This is a genomic window from Sphingomonas sp. Root710, from assembly GCF_001429065.1.
In the GTDB taxonomy this organism is placed as follows: domain Bacteria; phylum Pseudomonadota; class Alphaproteobacteria; order Sphingomonadales; family Sphingomonadaceae; genus Rhizorhabdus.
The window spans coordinates 915,758-937,584 of the sequence record NZ_LMIB01000012.1; the positions used below are offsets into that span (position 1 = coordinate 915,758).

18 protein-coding genes are annotated in these 21,827 nt (G+C 63.9%); 7 read left to right on the top strand and 11 right to left on the bottom strand.

Annotated elements, in window-relative coordinates; translation table 11 throughout:
- Positions 1-82 precede the first annotated feature (82 nt).
- Positions 83-1,006, top strand: a complete 924-nt coding sequence (locus tag ASE00_RS14200; RefSeq protein WP_056381274.1) for a LysR family transcriptional regulator — start codon at positions 83-85, stop codon at positions 1,004-1,006.
- On the opposite strand, the gene ASE00_RS14205 is transcribed toward ASE00_RS14200, so the two are convergent.
- From ASE00_RS14205 to ASE00_RS14230, 6 genes are all read right to left on the bottom strand, one after another.
- Positions 975-2,984, bottom strand: coding sequence for an OPT family oligopeptide transporter (locus tag ASE00_RS14205; protein WP_056381720.1), 2,010 nt, complete (start codon positions 2,982-2,984; stop codon positions 975-977). The two genes, ASE00_RS14200 and ASE00_RS14205, sit on opposite strands and share 32 nt — an antisense overlap.
- On the bottom strand, positions 2,974-4,527 hold the full coding sequence (locus ASE00_RS14210) for a malonate--CoA ligase (RefSeq protein WP_235538674.1): 1,554 nt from the start codon (positions 4,525-4,527) through the stop codon (positions 2,974-2,976). The genes ASE00_RS14205 and ASE00_RS14210 overlap by 11 nt, the downstream gene beginning before the upstream one ends.
- On the bottom strand, positions 4,505-5,887 hold the full coding sequence (locus ASE00_RS14215; RefSeq protein WP_200957930.1) for a malonyl-CoA decarboxylase: 1,383 nt from the start codon (positions 5,885-5,887) through the stop codon (positions 4,505-4,507). Before ASE00_RS14215 ends, ASE00_RS14210 begins: the two co-directional genes overlap by 23 nt.
- On the bottom strand, positions 5,884-7,926 hold the full coding sequence (locus tag ASE00_RS14220) for a S9 family peptidase (protein ID WP_235538675.1): 2,043 nt from the start codon (positions 7,924-7,926) through the stop codon (positions 5,884-5,886). The genes ASE00_RS14215 and ASE00_RS14220 overlap by 4 nt, the downstream gene beginning before the upstream one ends.
- 25 nt (positions 7,927-7,951) lie before the next feature.
- Positions 7,952-9,190 (bottom strand): kynureninase, encoded by a 1,239-nt coding sequence (gene kynU / locus ASE00_RS14225; protein ID WP_056381280.1) that lies wholly within the window; start codon positions 9,188-9,190, stop codon positions 7,952-7,954.
- 259 nt (positions 9,191-9,449) lie between these two features.
- A complete protein-coding gene (locus ASE00_RS14230) occupies positions 9,450-10,049 on the bottom strand; it encodes an Lrp/AsnC family transcriptional regulator (protein WP_235538676.1) in 600 nt (199 codons plus the stop codon).
- 373 nt (positions 10,050-10,422) lie between these two features.
- Here ASE00_RS14230 and ASE00_RS14235 point away from each other — a divergent pair, with 373 nt between their 5' ends.
- From ASE00_RS14235 to ASE00_RS14250, 4 genes are all read left to right on the top strand, one after another.
- Positions 10,423-13,410: a TonB-dependent receptor domain-containing protein gene (locus tag ASE00_RS14235; RefSeq protein WP_321164028.1), complete on the top strand. Its 2,988-nt coding sequence runs from the start codon at positions 10,423-10,425 to the stop codon at positions 13,408-13,410.
- Between the two features lie 140 nt (positions 13,411-13,550).
- The gene (locus ASE00_RS14240) at positions 13,551-14,156 is read left to right on the top strand and encodes a YczE/YyaS/YitT family protein (protein ID WP_056381285.1); all 606 of its coding nucleotides are present in this window, start codon (positions 13,551-13,553) and stop codon (positions 14,154-14,156) included.
- Between the two features lie 46 nt (positions 14,157-14,202).
- A complete protein-coding gene (locus ASE00_RS14245) occupies positions 14,203-14,628 on the top strand; it encodes a GlcG/HbpS family heme-binding protein (protein WP_056381727.1) in 426 nt (141 codons plus the stop codon).
- A 76-nt stretch (positions 14,629-14,704) separates the two neighbouring features.
- Positions 14,705-15,169 (top strand): RidA family protein, encoded by a 465-nt coding sequence (locus ASE00_RS14250; RefSeq protein ID WP_056381287.1) that lies wholly within the window; start codon positions 14,705-14,707, stop codon positions 15,167-15,169.
- 93 nt (positions 15,170-15,262) lie between these two features.
- On the opposite strand, the gene ASE00_RS14255 is transcribed toward ASE00_RS14250, so the two are convergent.
- From ASE00_RS14255 to ASE00_RS14275, 5 genes are all read right to left on the bottom strand, one after another.
- Positions 15,263-15,871, bottom strand: coding sequence for a DUF1989 domain-containing protein (locus ASE00_RS14255; protein WP_056381729.1), 609 nt, complete (start codon positions 15,869-15,871; stop codon positions 15,263-15,265).
- 58 nt (positions 15,872-15,929) lie between these two features.
- A complete protein-coding gene (locus tag ASE00_RS14260; protein ID WP_056381288.1) occupies positions 15,930-17,177 on the bottom strand; it encodes a Zn-dependent hydrolase in 1,248 nt (415 codons plus the stop codon).
- A gap of 1 nt (position 17,178) precedes the next feature.
- On the bottom strand, positions 17,179-18,402 hold the full coding sequence (locus ASE00_RS14265; RefSeq protein ID WP_156405431.1) for a M20 metallopeptidase family protein: 1,224 nt from the start codon (positions 18,400-18,402) through the stop codon (positions 17,179-17,181).
- Between the two features lie 163 nt (positions 18,403-18,565).
- Complete coding sequence (locus ASE00_RS14270) at positions 18,566-18,847, bottom strand: AsnC family transcriptional regulator (RefSeq protein WP_056381291.1); 282 nt, start codon at positions 18,845-18,847, stop codon at positions 18,566-18,568.
- Between the two features lie 41 nt (positions 18,848-18,888).
- On the bottom strand, positions 18,889-19,857 hold the full coding sequence (locus ASE00_RS14275; RefSeq protein WP_082594703.1) for an AraC family transcriptional regulator: 969 nt from the start codon (positions 19,855-19,857) through the stop codon (positions 18,889-18,891).
- Between the two features lie 204 nt (positions 19,858-20,061).
- Between ASE00_RS14275 and andAc the strand changes: the two genes are divergently transcribed.
- Positions 20,062-21,354, top strand: coding sequence for an anthranilate 1,2-dioxygenase large subunit AndAc (andAc, locus tag ASE00_RS14280; RefSeq protein ID WP_235538677.1), 1,293 nt, complete (start codon positions 20,062-20,064; stop codon positions 21,352-21,354).
- Positions 21,351-21,827 (top strand): anthranilate 1,2-dioxygenase small subunit AndAd, encoded by a 477-nt coding sequence (gene andAd, locus ASE00_RS14285; RefSeq protein ID WP_056381296.1) that lies wholly within the window; start codon positions 21,351-21,353, stop codon positions 21,825-21,827. Before andAc ends, andAd begins: the two co-directional genes overlap by 4 nt.

A 21,827-nucleotide genomic window follows, 5' to 3' on the forward strand; every position in this document is an offset into this window, starting at 1 on the left:
ATATGCCGGCTAGGTTTACGAGCGGAAGCCTTTGGCACAATAGCCGACAAAGCAACTTTGCTTTGCCAAAAGGACAAAGTTCATGAAATCAGTGCTCCACAGCATTGGCTTACGCTACTTCGTGGAAGTGGCACGCACCGGATCGGTCAGCGCGGCCTCCGAGGCGCTGCATGTCGACATCTCCGCCATCAGCCGGCAGATTTCGAAGCTGGAACAGGAACTTCGCTGTATCCTGTTCGACCGGCTCCCGCGCGGCATGGTGTTGACCGAGGGCGGCCGCAAGTTGATGAGCTTTGCCGTGCGCAGCCTTCTCGATGCCGAACAGATCGGCCGCGAGTTGCAGGAGGTCAGCGATTTCCGCGGCAGGACGTTGCGGATCGCCAGTTCCCACGGCTTCGCTTACGAGGCGCTGCCCGAAGCCATAGCGAGTTTCTCGCTCGACCATCCCGGCATCAGCTTCGACGCCTATGTCGGCTTGCCGATGGATATTTCCGAGCGGGTGCGCGACGGGGAAGCCGATATCGGCCTGACGTTCACCCTGTCTCCGATATCCGGCGTTCGCACCGAATTCCGCCAGCCATCACCCATCCACGTGCTGGTTCGTCACGACGACAAGCTTGCCGGCCGTAAGGCGCTCAGCCTGAAGGCACTGGAAGGGCGCGACGTACTGGTGCCGGGCAAGGGGGCTACGCTGCGCGAATTGATCGACATCAGCGCAGGCGTGGCCGGCGTCACGCTCAATCCGGTGATGGAGAGCGACAACGGCCAGCTTCTCTACCGCATCGCGCAGATGACCGGCGCCCTGCTGTTCACATCGATGATATCGGTCAGCCGACGCTATCGGTCCGACGGCTTCGTCGCCATTCCGCTCACCGATCGCATCCTGCGCCAGCGCAGCGTGGAGCTTCAGACGATGGCCGGACGAAATCTGCCCCCGCCGGTGCGGAAATTCTGCGATCATCTGGCGAAGGCACTCAATCGTCCTTATTCTGCGGAGCGCCACTGATGCCGGATTTGGAGGTGCCGGTTCCGGGAAGTCCTGCAGCGACCCGAAGCGTGCGGCGATAGAGCAGCACCGTCATCCCCGCGAACAGCACGAGCCCGACGGCCACGGCGGATGTACCGAAATCGTCGCCGGCAAGTGCAAGCGGAGCAGCCTTGCCGCTGGCCACGATCAACCCCGCAAGCCCGACATTGAACAGCCCATCACCGACGATGAAGCCGGACGCGAGCAAGACGCCCATACGCTTGGTCGCCTGGCTTTTCGCGCGCCGCTCGTAAAGATGCCCGAGCAGCCCGCCGATTATCAATGGAAGCGTCGCGCCCATCGGCAGGTAGATGCCGAGACCCACGGCCAGCGGCGGACAACCAGGCCGCCCCTTTCGTGAGAGGGCCGTATCGGCGGCGATCAGCAACACGCCAAGCCCGGCGCCGGCCCCGATCATGCTCCAGTCGAGGCCCACGCCCAGAATGCCGGTGCTCAGCGCGCTGACCAGGGTGGCCTGTGGCGCGGCGAGCGCATGAGGCGGCGTGATCCCGCTGAGCGGCGCAAACCCATAGGCCTTGTTGAGAAGGTCCAGAGTGAAGGGCGTGACGAGCGCCGCCGCAATCACCCCGATCATCAAGGCGACCTGTTGTTTCCACGGCGTGGCACCGACGAGTTGTCCGGTCTTGAGATCCTGCAGATTGTCATTGGCGATACTTGCAGTCGAATAGATGATCGAGGTGGCGAAAATGGCGAAGGCCACCAATTGTGCGTGCGCGCCCGACGGCAGGTTCGGCTGGACGAAGACCGCCAGCAGGAGAGCAGCCCCTACGATCGCGAGAATGCCCACACCCGAAATGGGGCTGTTCGACGAGCCAATCAGACCCGCCATATAGCCGCAAACCGCTGCCACGATCGGCCCGGCAAGCAGGACATAGCCCAACGCGCCGATCGTGAGCGCCGCCGCATAGACCGATAGCGGGCCGCTGATCAGGAAATTCCAGAAGAGCATCGCGGTAGGAATGGTGACGGCGATGAGGCCGATGCCGAGCCAGCCGATCGGCAGGTCCCGCTCAGCCACCGTCAGCGACAGGCCACCCCGCTTGCGTTCGCGGGATGATGCGAGAGAATCGCGCAATCCTTTCCCGATCGGCAACATGAGCTGCAACAGCGTCCAGATCGCCGCCACGCCGATCACGCCTGCGCCAAAGAAGCGGACGTGGCTTAGCCACACAGCCTCGGCCGCAGCTGGCGTGGCCAACAGCCAGGCGAGATAGGGCGTTACGATCCCGAAGCCGATCAACAACCCGACCAGCAGGGCGATGCCGATGGAAAGACCCACGAGGTGCCCGGCGCCGATCAGCGCGAATTGAAGCGTGACGTCGACGACCGAACCGTAGGGGCCGATGCGGAACCACTTGGTCACCCCGGCGGCGGCAAGCTGGGTTGCCGCGAGAGCGGAATAGGCGGCTGCGGCGATCGCGCCGACGATGATCGTCCGCAGGCCTGCCCGGCTCTCTTCGCTGCCCCGGCTTTCGTTGCTGCCGACCTTGAGCACTTCGGCCGCCGCCACCCCTTCGGGATAAGGCAGATTCGACCCGATCACCAGCGCACGCCTCAACGGTCCGGAAAACAGAACCCCGAGCAAACCGCCGGTCGTGCATATCCAGAAAGTCGGCCAGAAGGAGAAGTCCTGCCACCAGCCGACCATGATCAAACCGGGCAGGACGAAGCCGATCGCCGAGAGCGCTCCGGCCGACGACGTGATCGTCTGAACGATGTTGCTCTCAAGGATGTTGCTGGTGCGGAATGCCCGTAGCGCCGCCATGGAGATCACCGCGGCCGGAATCGAGGTAGCGAAGGTGAGGCCGATGCGCAGCCCCAGCGACAAGTTCGCCGCGGTAAACAAGAAGGTCATAACGCAGCCGAGAACGATGCCGCGGACGGTGAACTGCGGATAGGAAGGGCCAGCTTTCGTCAAAGCCCCCTCACCCCGCATCAGGAGCGTCAGCCTGCGGCGCGAAGAGCCCGGCATAGGCTTCCCGCAATTCCTTCTTCTGGATCTTTCCCATCACGTTGCGAGGCAGCTCATCGACAAGGACGATCCGGCGAGGCTGCTTGAACCGCGCGAGATCGTCGTTGATCGCCGCGATGATCCCGGTCTGCTCGATGGTCGCGCCGGCCACTGGCTTCACCACCGCGACCACCGCCTCTCCGAGATCGCGGTGCGGCACACCGATCACCGCGCATTCCGCGACGCCGTCGAGTGCCTCGATCACGGCTTCAACCTCGGCCGGATAGACGTTGAAACCGCCGGAAATAATGAGGTCCTTGGCGCGGCCGACGATGAATACATAGCCTCGTTCATCGATATGTCCGAGATCGCCGGTAATGAAGAAACCGTCCGGCCGGAAATCCTCGGCGGTCTTTTCGGGACGCCGCCAATAGCCCTTGAAGACATTGGGGCCGCGTACCTCGATCACGCCGGTTTCCCGGTGGAGGACGCGGCCCGTCTCCGGGTCCGTCACCCGCAATGCGATGCCGGGCAGCGGAAAGCCGACACTACCGGGAATACGCTCGCCCTCATAGGGGTTGGAGCTATTCATATTGGTCTCGGTCATACCGTATCGTTCGAGGATCGCATGACCAGTGCGTTCGCGGAACGCCTTGTGCGTTTCGGCACTCAGCGGCGCGGATCCCGACACGAACAGCCGGATATGCGCGGCGAGATCGGGCGTGAAGTCGGGCCTGTCGAGCAGCCGGACATAGAAGGTCGGCACACCCATCATGACGGTCGCTTCGGGCATATGGCGCACGAGTTCGCCAGCGTCGAAACGCGGAAGGAAGATCATCGAAGCGCCGGCGGCCAGCGTCACATTCGTTGCGACGAACAGCCCGTGCGTGTGGAATATGGGCAGGGCGTGCAGCAGCCTGTCCTCCGCGGTGAAGCGCCAATATTCGCGCAGCGTCTCGGCGTTGGACCGCAGATTGCCGTGGGTCAGCATCGCCCCCTTTGCGGGGCCGGTCGTCCCCGACGTGTAGAGGATCGCCGCGAGATCGTCCGAGGCCCGCTCCACATCCTCGAACGCGTCGCCCTGGCCGGCGGCGAGCGCCATCAACGTCCCCTCGCCGCCTGTTCCGAGCGAGATCAGATGACGAACGCCTGCGTTGTCGGCGATGCCTTCCATCGTCGCTTCATCGTCCGGACGGCAGATGAAGATCGCCGGCTCGGCATCGCCGAGGAAATAGCGAACCTCATTCGACGTGTAAGCGACGTTGAGCGGAAGATAGACCGCGCCCACCCGTAAGGCGGCGAGATAGACCATCAAGGCTTCGGCGCTCTTCTCCACCTGCACGGCGATGCGGTCGCCTGGCGCGACGCCCAGCGACACGAACAGATTGGCGAGCCGCGCACTCTGCTCGACGGCGTCACCATAACTCCACGTTCGCCGATCCGGCTCGATGAGGAACGCTTTATCGGGATTGGCTGGGAAACGCGCACGCAGGAAGGTGAACAGATTATCCGACGGGAGCGCTGGCAAGAGCTTTTCCTTTTGATGCTGGGGCGTCCAGGCGCCGGACATTTTTGCTGGCGGCAATAAGGCCGTCATTGGCAAAGGCTTCGTGGTTGGTTTCCACCTGCGCCAGATCGTAGAGATAATTCACCATCAGCCCGGCGGATTCGCGCATTCCCTTGGCAGAGGTGTCGCCAAGCCAGCACAAGCGCTCCAGCCGGGCGCCGTTGCCCAGGTGAAAGCGCGCGACGGGATCGACCGGCCGCCCCCTGGCATCACGCGCCTTGAGGAAATATTCGGCGGCGAGCGGCATCAGATCGGACTTCAATCGCGCGGCCTTGCCGCCGTCGTCCTTCCAGTTCGGATCGTCGAGCCGCGCGCGGACGTCGCGCGCGTCGTCATTGGCGGCCAGCCAGCGGGAAAAGCCGGGAACCGGCGACAGGGTCACGAAGGTCGACAGGCCGGGGAATTCATGCGCGAGCTCCTCGACCACCTGCTTGATCAGGAAATTGCCGAACGAGACGCCCTGAAGCCCTGGCTGGCAATTGCTGATCGAATAGAAGACAGCCGTCGTGGCGCTTTGGGGCGCCATCGGCACCCGGTCCTCCGCAAGCAACGTCTGGATCGAATCCGGAATGGCGTCGGTCAGCGCCACCTCGACGAAGATCACCGGGTCGCTCGCCAGCGCCGGATGGAAGAAGGCGTAGCAGCGCCGATCCGGCGGTTGGAGGCGCCTGCGCAAATCGCCCCAGCCGCCGATCTGGTGCACCGCCTCATAGCGGATGATGCGTTCGAGGATGTCGGCCGGGGTCGACCAGTCGATCCGTTGGAGGACGAGGAAACCGCGGTTGAACCAGGACTGGAAGAGATGTTCGAGATCGTCGTCGACGCATCGCAGCGCGGGCCGCTGCCGCAACGCTTTCAGGACATCTTCCCGCAGCCGGACGAGCGCCGCGGTGCCCCCCGTCGCCCGGTTTATGCGGCGAAACAATTCCTGCCGGGCCGGCTCAATCGCCTGGACGAGGGTGCGGAATCGTTCGTGCGACGGCGCCTTTTCATGCGCGGCCCATGCGGCGCGCGCCGCCGGCCAATCGGGCCCGAACCCTTCGGCGAGCCGCACGAAGAAGGCGACGCGTTGCTCGGCGTCGGCCAGCTCGTAAAGCTCCATGATGTCGGCGGCCAGCGCGGTGCCCGATGCCTCGCCCTTGCCGGACAACAGGCTGCGGCAGAGCGTCTCCAGCCGGGCGACGACGTCGCGTTCGGCAGGCCCCCGCCCATCCTGCCGTTGGCGGTTCGCGAGCCGGCCCGGAACGGCGCGCATGATCAACCTTCCGACGAGATCGCGCAGTCGCGTCACATCGGTCGATCGACGCAAGGTCGTCATCATTGCGCGGACCCTGGGTTCACACCCTTCAGATAAGTATCGAACCATGAGATCAGCCGGCCCAGCGCATCGGTCTGGTTCTCGCGCTTGCGGAAGCCATGACCTTCGCCGGGATAGAAATGCGTCTCGCTGGTGACGCCATTGGCCTTCAATATCGCGGCGACTTCGCGGGTCTGGCCCGGCGGGACTCTTATGTCGTTTTCCCCCTGAAGCGCGAGCAACGGCGCCTTTGCGGCCGGCAGATAGGTGAGCGGCGACTGCTGCCTGTACAGCGCCGCCGCGCTTTCCGGATCACCGCCGAGCAGCCCACGCTGATATTCGCGCAGCATCCCGTCGCTGTTCTGCCACATCGTCGTCCAGTTGATGATGCCATAGCGCTCGACCGCGGCGGCGAAAGCGTCCGGCGCGCGGCCGATCGCCATCAGCGTCAGATATCCGCCATAGGACCCGCCGGTTATCCCGACCCGCTTGGCATCGACATAGCCCGTCGCCACGAGGAAGTCCTTGGCCGCTAACAGATCCTTCAGGTCGCCGCCGCCGAGATCCTTCTGATTGGCCATCTGAAAGGCGTGGCCATAGCCGATCGATCCGCGAAAATTGGGCGAGATGACGACATAGCCGCGCGACGCCAGCGCCGTGACCGTCGAATCGAAATAATCCTCGGTCTGCCGCTTCGGCCCGCCATGAGGGATCACCACGGCGGGGTTGCTGCCGTCGCGCTTGAGATTGAACGGCATCACCAGATGCGCGCTGATTAGCGTCCCGTCGAAACTCTTATATGTCACGATCGACGATTTCGGCAGGCGCGCCGGATCGAGGCTGGCGAGTGAAAAATGGGTCAGCGCCCGGCGGTCACCCGTCTGGCTATCCACGACGTGAAGCTCGCCCGGGCTGTCGGCGCTCGCCAGATAGACGAGCAGCCGCCGGTTATCGGAGGCGAAAGCGCGCGTGGCCATCGTCGCGGCGCGATTGGCTCCCGGCGGCAGCGGCAAAATCCGCTCCTGCCCGGTCGCCACGTCGACCAAGGCAAGCGTGGCGCGGCCATCGGCGTTCGTCCGGACCAACATCGTCTTCCCATCGGGTGAGAAACCGTCGGCGAACTGCTCCCATGGCGTTGGCTTCAGCCAGCGATAGCGTCCGGTCACCATATCGAACAGTCCGGCGCGGACCTGCCCGGTCTGCTGGTTGGAACTGATCGCGAGCGTGCGGCCATCGGCGCTGAGATCGCTCGCGGTGATCAGGGCGGGGCGCGGCGAGCGGGTGATTTCCTCGACGCTGCCGGTATCGGCATCGATGCGCCACACGCTCGCTACCGTGTTCGCGATGTTGGTGCGGTTGGCAATGATCACCCGGTTGTCCGGAGCCCAGCGAACGACCGACCAGTTGAATTCCGCCGCCTTTTCCCGGGTGAGCTGCCGCACCTCGCCCGTCGCCTGGTCGAGAATGGCGATATTGGTGCTGGTGCCCCCGCGCGGGCGGATGGTGAAGGCAAGGCGCTTGCCGTCGGCAGATATCACCGCGCCGGTTTCGTCGATCTCGGGCGTGTTGGTCAGCTGGCGCGATGCGGTCCCGTCGGCCTTGACTGCGTACAGGTCGTGATATTCGTTGCCGCCCTTGTCCTGGGCATAGATGACCCATTGGCCGTCCGGCGACACGGCGAGACTCGACTGGGGATCGTCGCCCTGCACGATCTGAAGCGGCCAGCTTCCCTCGGCGTCGGTCCGCCACAGATTGTAGCGCCCGGTCAGGTTGGTGACGACGAAAACGCTCTTGCCATCGGCGCTCCACGCCGCGTCCTGATAGCCGCGAGTGAAGGTCAGATCGGTGACCGGGATCGGTGCGGCCAGAGGGTTTTCAGGCGACACGATCGAACGGGGATCGGTTACCGGCCGGGACGGACTCGGCACCGCTGCCGTCACCATGCCCGACAGCAGCGGGACGGCCGCAAATGTCGAAAGCATCAGGCCCGCGACCAGGGTTCGCAGGCCGGCAGCTTTTTGTGGACGGCTGTCGAAATGCAAGGCCGGTTCCATGAACGTCATCAGATCGCCTCCATTTGTCCGCTGGTCAGGTCACCCGCGCTCGCATGTGGAACTGTTGCTGGTCCCAGCTTCCGGTTCGCATGATCTCCCGAAGGATGTCGACCGCGCTCCATATGTCTTCGAAGCTGGTATAGAGCGGCGTGAACCCGAAGCGGAGCGTATCCGGTGCGCGGAAGTCCGGCACCACGCCCGCCGCTATCAACGCCTGGCATATCGGATAGGCATTGGCGTGCGCGAACGAGACATGACTGCCCCGCGCGTCGGCTGAGCGCGGGGTGAGAAGCTCGAAGTCGAATTCCGCGCATCGCGTCTCCACCAAATCCACGAACATCGAGCACAGCGCCTGTCCCTTGGCGAACAAGGCATCGAGATCGACGCCGTCGAACGTGGCGATTCCCCGCTCCAGCGCTGCCATGCCGATGATCGGCGGCGTGCCGCAGAGGAAGCGATCGATCGCCGGGGCAGGCGCATAATCGTCGCTGAACGCGAAGGGCGCGCGATGCCCCATCCACCCCGAGAGCGGCGAGCGCAGCTCCGATTGCAGCCGCTCCGCCACGAACAGGAATGCCGGCGCGCCGACCCCGCCGTTCAGATATTTATAGCCGCAACCGATCGCGAGATCGGCGTCAGCAGCGTTCAGCTCGATCTTCACCGCCCCGGCGCTGTGGCTGAGATCCCAGATGACCAGCGCACCTTTGGCATGCGCCGCCGCGGTGATCGCCGCCATGTCGTGCTTGTAACCGCTTCGGTAATGGACATGCGTCAGGACGACGACGGCGACATCCTCGTCGATCGCGTCGATCACCCCCGATGCCGGCACGAGCTCGAGCCTGCGGCCCGGCAGCATGTCGACGATGCCCTGTGCGATATAGAGGTCGGTCGGGAAATTGCCGGGCTCGCTCAGGATCGTCGTCCGATCCGGCCGGGCGCCCAGCGCGGCGACGATCAGCTTGAACAGATTGACCGAGGTCGAATCGGCGACGATCACCTCATTCGCCCGCGCCCCGATGAGCGGCGCGATCCGCGCGCCGAGACGCTGCGGCGCGCCGATCCAGTCATGGCTGTTCCAGCTGCCGATCAGCCCCCGACCCCATTCCTCGGCGACGACGGCGCTCAGGCGCGGCAGCGTATCGGCAGGCAGCGCGCCCAGCGAGTTGCCGTCGAGATAGATCATCTTCTCAGGCAGTGAAAACCGGTCGCGTATGGAGCGAAAGGCATCCAGAGCGTCCAGCGAGCGGGCCGCCTCGATATCGGTGATCGCCATCTCAGAAGCCTGGGCGGAGATCGCGGAAACAGGATGAGGGGACGAGCGCATGCGCCGCACAAGAATATGCACTCAAACCATTTCTCCCCTCGTTCAGGACAGCCGCCATGAGCAGCCGGCGTGCAAACCATAACAGGGAGCAGAGCGAACATTGTTTCTATTTGGACCGAATAGTCGCCAAAATGGCGGACATCATTCCTTCAAATGACGATAGGGTCTTCCGATCGTTCTTTGGGCGTGCCTGGTGATTCGGCGACCGTTACGCCTTTTGCCACAACCTGCGCGCCGCCACGGCGACGGAGCCGCGGGATTTTACCGATTTCAGGCAAATGGTCGTCGATGATTTGCTGAGGCCCGGCATTGGCGAGATATTATGCCTGAGCACGTCGTCGACGTCATCGACGTCGCGACACACGACCTTGAGGATATAATCCGCGTCTCCAGCGGTCGTATAGCATTCGAGGATGGCATCATTCGCCCTCACCGCCTCTTCGAACTCAGTCCGCTGGAGGGGATTGATGACGACCTGCAATATCGCGACGACGCCAAGCCCCACCGCGCGACCGTCGATGTTCGCCGAATAGCCGGAAATCGCGCCGGATTGCTCCAGCGTCTGCACCCTCGTCCAGCAAGGCGTCTTGGACATGCCCATCGCCTCCGCCAGATTAGTGAAGGATTGGCGGCCGTTCGCCTCCAGCGCGATCAGAATCTTGAGATCGGTAGCATCCATCAAAACCGCCCTTCCGAAATCCAGGCCGGAATCTGCGCGATTACCGGAATGATCGACGAAAAATATCGCCATTCGTGGACCAGGTCCAGCCGATGTGCCGAGTGACCGCACAATGGCCGCAATGACCACGCACGGGCCGAAACTCTCTAGAGAATCATGCGGCGAGCACGCGAATCGGCTATCAGCTCAAAAGAATGATGTTCGCGTTTTCTGCCCAAAGCCCGGCGATCGTTTCACGGTTAACGTGGATCACCCGGAAAACAAGAACAACATTCGCCGTCGCGAGCATTACATTATCGAGACAGGGAAACTGTGATTTGAAATCGCACTTCCTGCACGAAACGTCCGACGAACAATAAATCAAAAAACAGAAAACAGAAAAAATTTGAATCGCAGCAGGGGCATTCATTTATTTCAATAGAGGGGTTAAGTGATGAGTAAGATATCACGATCTCATTTGCTTTGTTCGACATTGATCGCAAGCGCGATCTTCTCCCAGCCCGTGTTCGCGCAACAGGATGGAGCGACCCCGCCAGCGGCGGTCGACGGTTCCCAGGCCGAGGGCGGGGATATCGTCGTGACGGGCACGTTGATCCGCAATCCCAACCTCACTTCGTCGAGCCCCATCTCGATCGTCGGGCAGCAGGAGATCGCGCTTCGGCAGAACAACAACGCCGAAGAATTGCTGCGCACCCTTCCCGGCGCGGTTCCCAGCATCGGCTCGGCCGTGAACAACGGCAATGCGGGCGCGTCCTATGCGGACCTTCGCGGCCTTGGCAATTTCCGCAACATCGTCCTGCTGGACGGCGCGCGTATCGCGCCGGCGGATGCTGTCGGCCGCGTCGACCTCAACAACATCCCGGTCTCGCTGATCCAGCGCGTCGACACGCTTACTGGCGGCGCGGCGACGACCTATGGTGCGGATGCCGTCTCGGGCGTTATCAACTTCGTCACCCGTAAAGATTTCAGCGGCGTCGAACTCAACGCATCCAAGCAGATCACCAGCCGCGGGGATGCCGGCGGCACCCGGGTCGACCTCACGCTCGGCGGAAATCTCGACGGAGGTCGCGGCAATGTCGTTCTCTCGATCGGCTATCTGAAGAACGACGCCGTCTATCAGGACGCGCGCGACATCAGCTACAGCCCGTACGAGTCCTTCTCGGGCACGCTCAACAATTCGAGCACGACCGTTCCGAGCCGCTTCACCGTGGGCAACGTCTCGCAGGTGATCAACCCCGCGACCGGTGCGTTGACGCCTTATGTGGGGAGTCGCGACGGCTTCAACATCAACCCCTACAATCTGTTCCAGACACCGTTCAAGCGGTACAACGCCTATGCCGCGGCGCATTACGACATCAGCGACAGCGTCCAGGTCTACGCGCGCGGAATGTATTCCAAGAACACGATCAACGTGATCGTCGCGCCATCCGGCCTCGCCGGCTCGGCGGCGTTGATACCCTATAGCAATCCCTATCTGCCCGATGCGGCTCGGGCCACTTTCTGCGCCAACAATCAGGCCTATGCCTTCACCAGCGGCGCGCCGGTGGCGGTCGGCACGCTCACCCCCGCCCAATGCGCCGCGGCCGCTACCGCGACGAGCGTCTCCGATCCGAACTTCCGCGCTTTTTCGACCTCGATCGGCCGTCGCTCGACCGAGATCGGGCCGCGCAATTCGCAATATGTGACCGAGCTGTTCGATTATCGGGCCGGCGTGAAGGTCAACATCACCGAGGCGATCGACCTCGACGTTTCGGGCAGCTACGGCGAATCCGAGAATCGGGTGTCGAGCTCGGGCTATCTGCTGACGTCACGCGCCCGCACTGCGCTCTGGGCCACCAATACGACGACCTGCCTCGGCTCCTCGCCGGCAGTTCCGGGAATCGGCGGCGGCGCCAGCGCGTCGGGCTGCGTGCCGCTCAACGTGTTCGGACCGGACGGCTCGATCAACGCGGCGCAGGCCGGCTACATCAGCGGCAGCACGTCGCGCCGTTATTTCACCAAGCTCGGCCAGGCGCGCGCGCTGCTGTCAGGCAGCATCGGCGCATCGAGCCCCTGGGCCGACAAGCCGATCAGCTTCGCGGCCGGGATGGAATATCGCAACTACCGGTCGGGCCAGGATGCCGATCAGCTCGCCCAGACCAACGGCGAACTCGGCCTGACGGGCGCCACCATTCCCTTCCGCGGCGGCTATGACGTCACCGAAGGTTATGGCGAGGTCATCGCCCCCGTCATATCCGACAAGCCGGGCTTCAAGAGCCTGACCCTCGAAGCCGGCGTGCGCTATTCGCACTACAAGGTGGACACCGCCGGATCACCGACCTTCAGCGCGACCACCTACAAGGGCGGCGCGACCTGGGAGCCGATCGATGGCGTCAAGTTCCGCGGCAATTATCAGCACGCCGTCCGCGCGCCGAACGTTGCCGAGCTGTTCACGCCCCAGAGCCTGACCAGCGCGAACATCCCCGCCGACCCGTGCGCCGGCGCGGCGCCGCTGAGCAACGCCGATCTGCGCGCCGTCTGCCTTGCCCAGGGTGCACCCGTCGGAGCGATCGGCAGCATCACCAATCCCCAGCTGGGCCAGGCCAATGCGACGAGCGGCGGCAACACGGCGCTCAAGCCGGAGAAGGCCGACACCTACACGCTCGGCGTCGTTCTCCAGCCGCGTGGCCTGGTGCCGGGCCTGTCGGTGACTGTGGATTATTACCATATCCGGATCAACCGCGCGATTTCGCAGGCCAATCCCAGCGACGCGCTGGCAAGCTGCTTTGGCAACCTGACCGGGGACAGCGCATCGAGCCCGTTCTGCACGGCCATCCGCCGCAACCCCGTCACCGGCACGCTCGATGGCGATCCGGCCACGACGCCGGGCCTCAGCTTCGTCGCCACCAATCAGGGCACGATCCTGACCGATGGCATCGATCTGGGCGTGAACTATGATCGCGATCTGGGCTTCGCCAAGCTGAGCCTGGGCTTCCAGGGCAACTGGACCCATCGCTCGAAGTTCCGCGCGACGCCAGCGTCGATCTTCCGCGAATGCGTCGGTTACTACAGCACCAACTGCGGATCGCCGGGTTCGGCCGGCCCGTCGTCGGCCGCCGGTTCGCTACAGCCGGAATATTCGTGGAACCAGCGGACCACCCTGTCCTTTGGCGACGTCGATATCTCGCTGCTGTGGCGGCACCTATCGAGCATGAAATATGAGCCTGGTCTCGGCAAGCTGTTCGCCGGCACTTTGACCACCGGCGTTCTGGCCGGGGAAGCCGTCGATTTCGGACGGATCAAGGCCTATGACTATTTCGATCTGGCAGGCCATATCGACGTCACCGAACATCTCGACTTGACGCTGACCGTGACCAACCTGTTCGACAAGAAGCCGCCGATCGTGGGCGGCAACGCCGGCACGTCCACGTTCAACAGCGGCAATACCTTCCCGTCGACCTACGATGCCTTGGGCCGCCGCTTCGCGGTCGGCGCTCGCGTCCGGTTCTGAACCGGTGGCGGGGGCGCGCATATGCGTGCTCCCGCCCGATCGGCGCGGAGCGCTGCCCGGACATCGGACCGGCGAACCGCTGGATATGTTTCTGCCGCCGGCGTCACTGCCGGCGGCTCTTTTTAAGCGATGAAGACATCATGATGATCCGCCGTCTCAGCCAGTTGATCTTCGGCCTCGCTCTCTACGGTCTGGCGGGGGCCCTGATGGTGCGCGGCGATCTCGGCCTGTCACCCTGGAACGTCTTCCACCAGGGACTGGAGCGCTCGACTGGGCTCAGTTTCGGCACGGCGACGCTGTTAACCGGCATGGTGCTGCTGCTCAGCTGGATACCGTTGAAGCAGCGCATCGGCGTCGGCACCGTGCTCAATGTCCTGATCATCGGTCCGTCCGCCGACCTGGCTCTGATGATCCTGCCGGATGTGCACGACATGTCCCTGCGGTGGATACTCATGCTGGGCGGAACCATCCTGACCGGCGTCGCCACCGGAATCTATATCGGCGCGGGTCTCGAACCTGGTCCCCGGGATGGGCTGATGACCAGCATCTGCCGGCGCACCGGATGGTCTATCCGGGTAACCCGCACCGGCATCGAGGTCGCGGCCTTGGCCATCGGCATCCTGCTTGGCGGCGGCTTCGGTGTCGGCACGCTGGTCTATGCCGCCATCATCGGTCCGCTGGTCCACTTCTTCATGCCGCGGTTCGAATGGCAGCGGCCTGCCGTTCCCGCCGCCGCACACAACTGATCACCGCGCCATCGGCCGGGCCGCCAATTTGCTGAAAGGATATTCGATGAATCGGATCACTCTCGATCAGGCGAACGCCATCATCGCAGGAGCCTTCGCCAAGGGGACCGAAGCGAAGTTCAAGCCCCTCAGCGTCGCGGTGGTCGACGCGGGCGGACACCTCATCGCCTTCCAGCGGGGCGATGGCGCATCCTTCGCGCGTGCGCTCATCGCGACCGGCAAGGCGGCAGGCGCGCTGGCGCTTGGCGTCTCCTCACGCAAGCTCGGCGAAATGGCCGAGGAAAGGCCCTGGTTCATCGGTGCTCTCGCGGCGTCGGCGCCCCATCCGGTCATTCCAGCGGCTGGCGGGGTCATAGTGGCCGGAACGGACGGTATCGCCATCGGCGCGGTCGGGGTCACCGGCGACACCTCCGACAATGATGAGATCGCGGGATTGGCAGGCATCGCCGCCGCCGGTCTCCGGCCCGCCTGAACCAGCCAGTTTTCCGTCGCTCAGCGACTCAACTCCGGGCCGGCATCACTGCTCCGGCCTTCCAGAAAGGTGTATCATGTCATCTATCGAACAGCGTCTGTCGGAACTCGGGATCACCCTGCCGACCCCCGTCGCTCCAGTCGCCAACTATGTCGGCTTCAAGCAGGCGGGCAATCTCGTTCATGTCTCCGGCCAGCTCCCGATCCAGGACGGGGTGGGGACGCGCGGGACGGTCGGCGTCGACCTGAACATCCCCGAGGGCTATGACGCAGCCCGGCTGTGCGGCATCAACCTGATCGCGCAGTTCAAGGCAGCGTGCGGCGGCGATTGGGATCGCCTGCAGAGCGTCGTAAAGCTCTGCGGCTTCGTTCAGGCTGGGCCTGGTTTCGACGATGTGCCCAAGGTCGTGAACGGTTGCTCGGATCTGATGGTCGAGGTGTTCGGTGATCGCGGGCGGCACGCGCGCTCTGCCGTCGGTGTCATGCGGCTGCCGATGGGCTGCGCCGTCGAGGTCGAAGCCGTTATCATGATCGCTGGCTGATCGCTGCAACGGCCCGTGCGCGGTAGCGCCCGGGCCGTCCGGCGGGAGCAGGGCGGCAGCTTCCCCAGGAAACGCCTACCCCGTCCTTGAATATCAGGCGTTCTCGATCCTGAAATGCGCCTCGGTCGGCGTGCAGGCGACACCGTTGATCGGCAGGATATCCTGCGGGCAGGCCGAGAAGGCGACGATCAGATCCATCTCCGCCCGCAGCAGGACATGGCTGCCCGGCGTCGAGACCGGCGGATCGAAGGACAGGCTGCGATCGGCCGCGATCGGGATGTTCATGAACAGGTTGAGCGGGCTCGGCGTCTCCGCGACACCGATGCCTAGCGCCTTCAATCCCGCATGGAGATTGTCCGTGCAATTGTCGTGATATTCCTCGCAGCCGAGCAGCTCGAAGCGATAGCGGTCGCAGGCAGCGATCAGGGTGTCGTGGACACCGCCCGCAGTATCCTCGAGAAAGGTCAGGCACGGCCGGCGCCGGTTGGTCAGCATCATATCGCCGATCGCCGGGATATATTTCAGGATATGCGCGCGGCTGTGCTCCATCGACATGAACTCGGTGAGATCGTCGGCGTTGAACGCCCAGGTATCGACGATCTGAGCGCCATGGGTGTTGCGGACACGCAGCAACTGCCCCGCCTTCATCCTCGCCGCCATGCCGCGCCGCGCAGGGATGGTCTCGAAATCGGTGGTGCTCATATCGTCACTTTCCTGAAAGGGGCGGACATCGGTCCGCTCGAAATGATGGCCGAGAGCTTCATGCCGCTTGCTGATTGGCGCGAGCGACCACGGCTTCAAGCAACACCTGGCAGCCGGCTTCGGCCTGATCCGGCGAGATGCTTTCCGCCTCGTTATGCGAAAGGCCGCCGTCGCAGGGCGTGAAGATCATCGCCGTCGGCACGCGGGCCGAGACATAGACCGCGTCGTGCCCGGCGCCGCTGACCATGTCCTGCTGCGAATAGCCGAGCCGCCCGCTGCATGCGCGCACGATGTCGACGCAGGCGGGATCGAACTTCCGGGCCGGAATGCGATACAGTTCCGCCAGTTCGGCCCGCAGACCTGCGGCTTCGGCCAGCCGATGCGCCTCGCTCGAAAACTCGTCCGCGATACGGGCGATCTCTTCGGTCGACGGGTGCCGGAACTCGATGGTCAGCTTGACGAGGCCGGGGACCGTGTTGCGGCTGTTCGGCTCCACGGTGAGATGGCCGACCGTGCCGCGCCCGTCTTCACCACGCGCCCGCATCAGGCGATCGACCAGGTCGACGATCCGCGCCGCGCCGACCAGCGCATCGCGCCGCGCCGCTGGCGGGGTCGTGCCGGCATGGCTGTCTTGCCCGGTCAACGTCATGTCGTACCAGATCTGCGCCTGGGCGCCCGTCACGGCGCCGATTTGCACGCCGCCGCGTTCGAGGATCGGCCCCTGCTCGATATGCAGCTCGAAATAAGCGCCATAGTCATTGGCGGGCGGCGCTTCCCCGCCCCGGTAACCGATGCGCTCGAGCGCCTCGCCCACCGTGACGCCGTCCGTATCGGCGAAGCCCTCGGCCTCGGACAGGTCGAAAACGCCCGACCACACGCCTGATCCGAGCAGGGTATGGCCGAATCGCGAACCTTCCTCATCGGACCAGTTGACCAGTTCGATCGGCGCGCGCGTCACGACGCCGGCGTCGTTCAGCGCCCGAACCACCTCCAGCCCCGCCAGGACACCCAGGGCGCCGTCGAAGCGCCCGCCCGATGGCTGGCTATCGAGATGGCTGCCCATCATGACAGCGGGAAGGCCTGCATCGGACCCTGCGCGCCGCGCGAACATATTGCCGATGCCATCGACGCGGACCGTCATGCCGGCGGCCTCGCAATGCGCGCGGAACCGGTCTCGTGCGCGCCGATCCTCTTCGGTGAACGCCAACCGCCGGACGCCGCCCTTGGCCGTGCCGCCGATTCCGCCGAACTCGTTCAGCAGGCTCCAGAGGCGCTCGCGGTCGATACGGACGGTGGCGCCACCCATCTTACTGGCCATTGGCGGCGGACCGCGTCACCGGGCCCTCGCCGGCAGCCGACAGCAGGTCGACCGCCGAACGCACCAGCGCCTGCGCCGCCAGCGCGATGCACTGCTCGTCGGGTTCATAGGCGGAGTTGTGCAACCGGTCGTTGCGGCCGGGCCTGCCCGACCCGACTTGCAGGTAGAAACTGGGCATCTGATTGGCGATCATCGCGAAATCCTCGACGCACATGCTTGGCGCGGAGGGGATGAAGACGTCGCCCAATTGTTGCTCGATAGCGCCGCGAACGGCGCGCAGCATGGCGTCCGAATTGACCGTCGGTGGCACGCCCGGCATCCATTCCAGGCCGCATTCCGCGCGGAAGACCGCGTTGGTCCCAGCGATGATCCGCCGCATCGCCGCTTCGCCGAGCGCGCGCCCGGGAACCGACAGGCTCCGCAACGTCCCTTCGATCTCGCAACTGTCCGGGATGATGTTCGGCGCCGTTCCGCCGTGGATCATGCCGATCGTCAGCACACAGGCATCCACCGGATCGACCTCGCGGGACACGATCGTCTGCAGCATCGTCACGAGATGGGCTGCCGCGACGATCGGATCGACGGCGGTATGGGGCTCGGCCGCGTGGCCGGACTTGCCGCGCACGGTGATCTTGAATTCGTCGCTGGCGGCATAGGTGGCGCCCGGCACTGCGCCGAACTTGCCGACCGGGATGTGCGGCTCGTTATGGAAGCCGACCGCCATGTCGACGCCTTCCAATATGCCGTCCTCGATCATCGCCGCCGCCCCTTCCAGCGTTTCTTCCGCCGGCTGGAAGATGAAGCGGATATTGCCGGCGAGTTCCGGGGCAAGGTCCTTCAGAACCTTCGCCACACCGACCAGGGTGGCGGCGTGTACGTCGTGCCCGCAAGCGTGCATCAGGCCATCGATCTTGCTCGCATAGGGCAAGCCGGTCCGCTCCTGGATCGGCAACGCGTCCATGTCGGCGTGGATGATCAGCGTCGGGCCGGGGCGTCCGCCGGCGATGTTACCGACGACGCCGGTACGGCCGACACCGGTACGGTGATCGATGCCCAGGGCTGCCAGGGCCTTGCCGATCTCGGCGGAGGTCCGGTTTTCGTCGAACGACAATTCGGGATGGGCGTGAAAATCGCGCCGCATGGCGATCATGCCCGGCTCGGCTGCCTTCACCAGGGCGGCAATCCGCGTTGCGACGTCCGCTGTCTTGTCCATTTCTGTTCCCATCACGCTGCGCGCCCGGCGATGCGGCCGCGCGACATCGGTCGACGGCTTTCCCGGCGACCATCGCGGTTAGGAATAGGTGGGATTCGGATGCAATCCAGCTTAAATAACTTAATACCGTTAAGCTCAGCTACACATAGCCAGGACGTGCCGGTCAGTCGAAATCGTCCTCGAGCGTATAGTCGGCCGGGTCATATACGGCATAGGCAACGACCGTCTTGGTCTTGACGATATTAGGAAATCTGAACAGCTGTGAGATCACGTCCTGCGACACATCGCGGCGGCCATCGATCTCCACCCGCAGGAGCAGATCCCATTTGCCGCTGATCGAGCTGATGTCCTTGATGTAGCTGATCCTGCTTTTGGCGATCGCGACGCCCAGCTCGCTGGCCTTGCCTGTTGCAGCCTGGACGAAAATAAAGAACCTCTGCATCATGTCGCCATCCCTCGGGTGAGATACCCGCGTCCGTTTCGCGGTCAGTTGGCCTTGGAAAGGACAGCGCGCCTCAAGCCCTCGGACGGGGATTCGCCAAAGCGTTCGCGATAGGCTTGCGAAAAGCGGCCCAGATGGGTGAAGCCGGCGTCCAGGGCCGCCTCGGCCACCGTCAGACATGGGTCACCGCCCATCAACAGCCGATGCGCGTGGTCGAGACGGCGGTGGCGAAGATGACGCATCGGGCTGACCGCCCGAAACTTCTCGAAGCTGTTGAGCAAGGTGCGCACGGGCACGTCGGCGGCAAGAGCGATGTCGCCGAGCGTGATCGGCTCCGCCAGATGCCGTTCGATATAGTCTTCGGCGCGCTTCACAGCCGCCGGGGCCACACGGACGCGTCGGGCGCCGCCTTCGCTAACCCCCTGGCCTTCGAGCAGCGCGCTCACGAACAACTGCTCGTAATTGGCCGCGATCCTCTGGTCGCGGCGGAGGACATCGATCATCGCGGCGTCGTCGGTCATCAACGACGCCAGCCTGGCCCATGGCTGCATCGCCGCGCTCGACAGGTCCAGCATCGGCCGCAGCACCGGATCGGAAACGGCGCTGTTGCGCCGCATGGTGCGTGCATCGACGCGTACCACCAGCTGTTCGCAATCCTCGGAGAAAAGCGCTCTGACGGGCTCCCCGGGCGCCAGGCACAGGCCGCGCGAGCCGCCGATCTGATATTCGCTCCGGCCCGAGCGGATCCTGGCATGACCCTTCATGCAGAAGATCAGGAGATGATAGTCATCGACCTCGTCGAGATGCAGCTCCATCCGCCCGAAGCTGATCGTGCCGACGCCGACACCCGGCAGGCGCAGGTAGCTCATACGCGCCCGAACGGGTGCTGCGGGGCCCGCCGGCCGAAGCTCGTGCGGTTGCATCACCGCTGCAATGCGCGCGCGGGTCTCTTCCAGGTCGTCGGAAACGAACAGGCGGCAATCACGATGGGTGGAAAGCTGTTGGCCGATCATCGTAACGGACCTTCCTTCCTTTCCAGATCGCCGGTCACATGTCTGAGATTAAGCACTGCTTCGGCGTTAGACGATAGCGGCGCGACGCCACGATACGATATTCTTGCCAGATTCGGATAGTCACCATCTCCCCGGCCGTATCCGGATTGGCAGACCCGCCGTTCGTCAGCACCCAAGCCCGTCAACCTGAGCGGGAGTTCCAATGTGTCGACGGCATCCGGCGTAGAGGCGCAAGCCAACGTCTCCTTCATGCGCGATGACGGATCGCGTGTTCCCTATGCGGTTTTCAGCAGCCAGGAGATTTACGACCGCGAGCAGGAACGGATATATCGCGGCCCGACCTGGAACTTCCTCGGCCTGGAAGACGAGGTCCGCAATCCCGGGGACTTCAAGAGCAGCTTCGTCGGCGACACGCCCGTCGTGCTCACCCGCACCGAAGACGGCGAACTCGCTGCTTGGGTCAACCGCTGCGCCCATCGCGGCGCGATGGTTTGCCGCCTGGCCCGCGGCAACGCGACCAGCCACAATTGCGTCTATCATCAGTGGAGCTACGACACGCGGGGCAATCTGCTCGGCGTTCCCTTCCGGCGCGGACAGAAAGGCGCCGAAGGCATGCCGCGGGACTTCAACCCGGCCGATCACAGCATGCGCCAGCTCAGGGTGCAGGCCTATCGCGGGCTGGTGTTCGCGACGTTCAGCGACGAGGTCGAGGATTTCGCCGATTATGTCGGGCCGGACATGGCCGGGTTCATCGATCGGGTATTCCACAAGCCGGTCGAATATCTCGGCTGCACCCGGCAATTCTCCAACTCGAACTGGAAGCTCTATCTGGAGAATGTGAAGGATCCCTATCACGCCAGCCTGCTTCACCTGTTCCATACGACGTTCAACATCTTCCGTGTGGGCATGAAGGCCCATTGCCAGACCGACGGCAAGGAGGGGCTTCACAGCATCATCCTCGCGATCAAGGAAGAAGGCGGCACCGAGGAGGCCTATAAGCAACAGGCGATCCGTTCCTATGACGAAGGGTTCAAGCTGGAGGATGACAGCATCTTGGCACTCGTCCCCGAATATGACGTGGTCGCTACCAACCACATCCAGCCGATCTTCCCCCAGCTGGTCATCCAGCAGATCCACAACACGCTGGTCGCACGGCAGCTGCTGCCGAAGGGGCCGAATAATTTCGAGCTGATCTTTCATTTCTTCGGCTATGCCGACGACACGCCCGAACTGCGCGCGCTGCGCATCAAACAGGCGAACCTGGTAGGCCCGGCCGGCTATATCTCGATGGAAGATACCGAGGCGACCGAGCTCGTCCAGCGCGGCACGGTCCGCGATGGCGATCAGCATTCGGTGATCGAGATGGCGCGCAATGCGCCGGATCAGCACAACACCCTGATCACCGAGAATCTGATCCGCAGCTTCTGGCGCGGCTATCGCAAACTGATGGACCTGCCCGTCGAACCGGCGGCCGGCCGCGTGGAGGCGCTGGCATGAACCCGACCATGCTGCTCCGCCTGGAAATCCAGGCACTGCTCGACCAGTATATCGACGTGATCGATAATGATCGGCTCGAGGAATGGCCTTCGCTGTTCGTCGAGGACTGCCTGTACGAGATCATTCCGCGTGAGAATGAGGATGCCGGCTTTCCGGCCCCGGTCATCCGTTGCGACAATCAGCGGATGCTGCGCGACCGCGTGATTTCGCTGCGCAACGCCAACATCTTCTCGCCACAGCATTATCGGCACTTCCTGTCTGGACTCGCTATCGGCCATGCCGACGAACACGCGGTCGAGTTCACCTGCAATTATCTGGTGATCAACTCGAACCAGGCAGGCGAATCGCTGGTCTATCAGACCGGCCGCTACCTGAGCCGCGCTGTGGCAACCAACGACGGCTGGCGCTTCGCATCCAAGCGCTGCGTGTTCGAAACTTCGCGCGTGCAGACGCTGCTCGCGCTCCCGATCTGA

What these genes read in the sequence shown, in the direction of transcription:
- ASE00_RS14200 (WP_056381274.1), top strand. Translation starts at nt 83, where the DNA reads ATGAAATCAGTGCTCCACAGCATTGGCTTACGCTACTTCGTGGAAGTG.
- ASE00_RS14205 (WP_056381720.1), bottom strand. Translation starts at nt 2,984, where the DNA reads ATGCGGGGTGAGGGGGCTTTGACGAAAGCTGGCCCTTCCTATCCGCAG.
- ASE00_RS14215 (WP_200957930.1), bottom strand. Translation starts at nt 5,887, where the DNA reads ATGATGACGACCTTGCGTCGATCGACCGATGTGACGCGACTGCGCGAT.
- ASE00_RS14220 (WP_235538675.1), bottom strand. Translation starts at nt 7,926, where the DNA reads ATGACGTTCATGGAACCGGCCTTGCATTTCGACAGCCGTCCACAAAAA.
- kynU (WP_056381280.1), bottom strand. Translation starts at nt 9,190, where the DNA reads ATGGCGATCACCGATATCGAGGCGGCCCGCTCGCTGGACGCTCTGGAT.
- ASE00_RS14240 (WP_056381285.1), top strand. Translation starts at nt 13,551, where the DNA reads ATGATGATCCGCCGTCTCAGCCAGTTGATCTTCGGCCTCGCTCTCTAC.
- ASE00_RS14245 (WP_056381727.1), top strand. Translation starts at nt 14,203, where the DNA reads ATGAATCGGATCACTCTCGATCAGGCGAACGCCATCATCGCAGGAGCC.
- ASE00_RS14250 (WP_056381287.1), top strand. Translation starts at nt 14,705, where the DNA reads ATGTCATCTATCGAACAGCGTCTGTCGGAACTCGGGATCACCCTGCCG.
- ASE00_RS14255 (WP_056381729.1), bottom strand. Translation starts at nt 15,871, where the DNA reads ATGAGCACCACCGATTTCGAGACCATCCCTGCGCGGCGCGGCATGGCG.
- ASE00_RS14260 (WP_056381288.1), bottom strand. Translation starts at nt 17,177, where the DNA reads ATGGGTGGCGCCACCGTCCGTATCGACCGCGAGCGCCTCTGGAGCCTG.
- ASE00_RS14265 (WP_156405431.1), bottom strand. Translation starts at nt 18,402, where the DNA reads ATGGACAAGACAGCGGACGTCGCAACGCGGATTGCCGCCCTGGTGAAG.
- ASE00_RS14270 (WP_056381291.1), bottom strand. Translation starts at nt 18,847, where the DNA reads ATGATGCAGAGGTTCTTTATTTTCGTCCAGGCTGCAACAGGCAAGGCC.
- ASE00_RS14275 (WP_082594703.1), bottom strand. Translation starts at nt 19,857, where the DNA reads ATGATCGGCCAACAGCTTTCCACCCATCGTGATTGCCGCCTGTTCGTT.
- andAd (WP_056381296.1), top strand. Translation starts at nt 21,351, where the DNA reads ATGAACCCGACCATGCTGCTCCGCCTGGAAATCCAGGCACTGCTCGAC.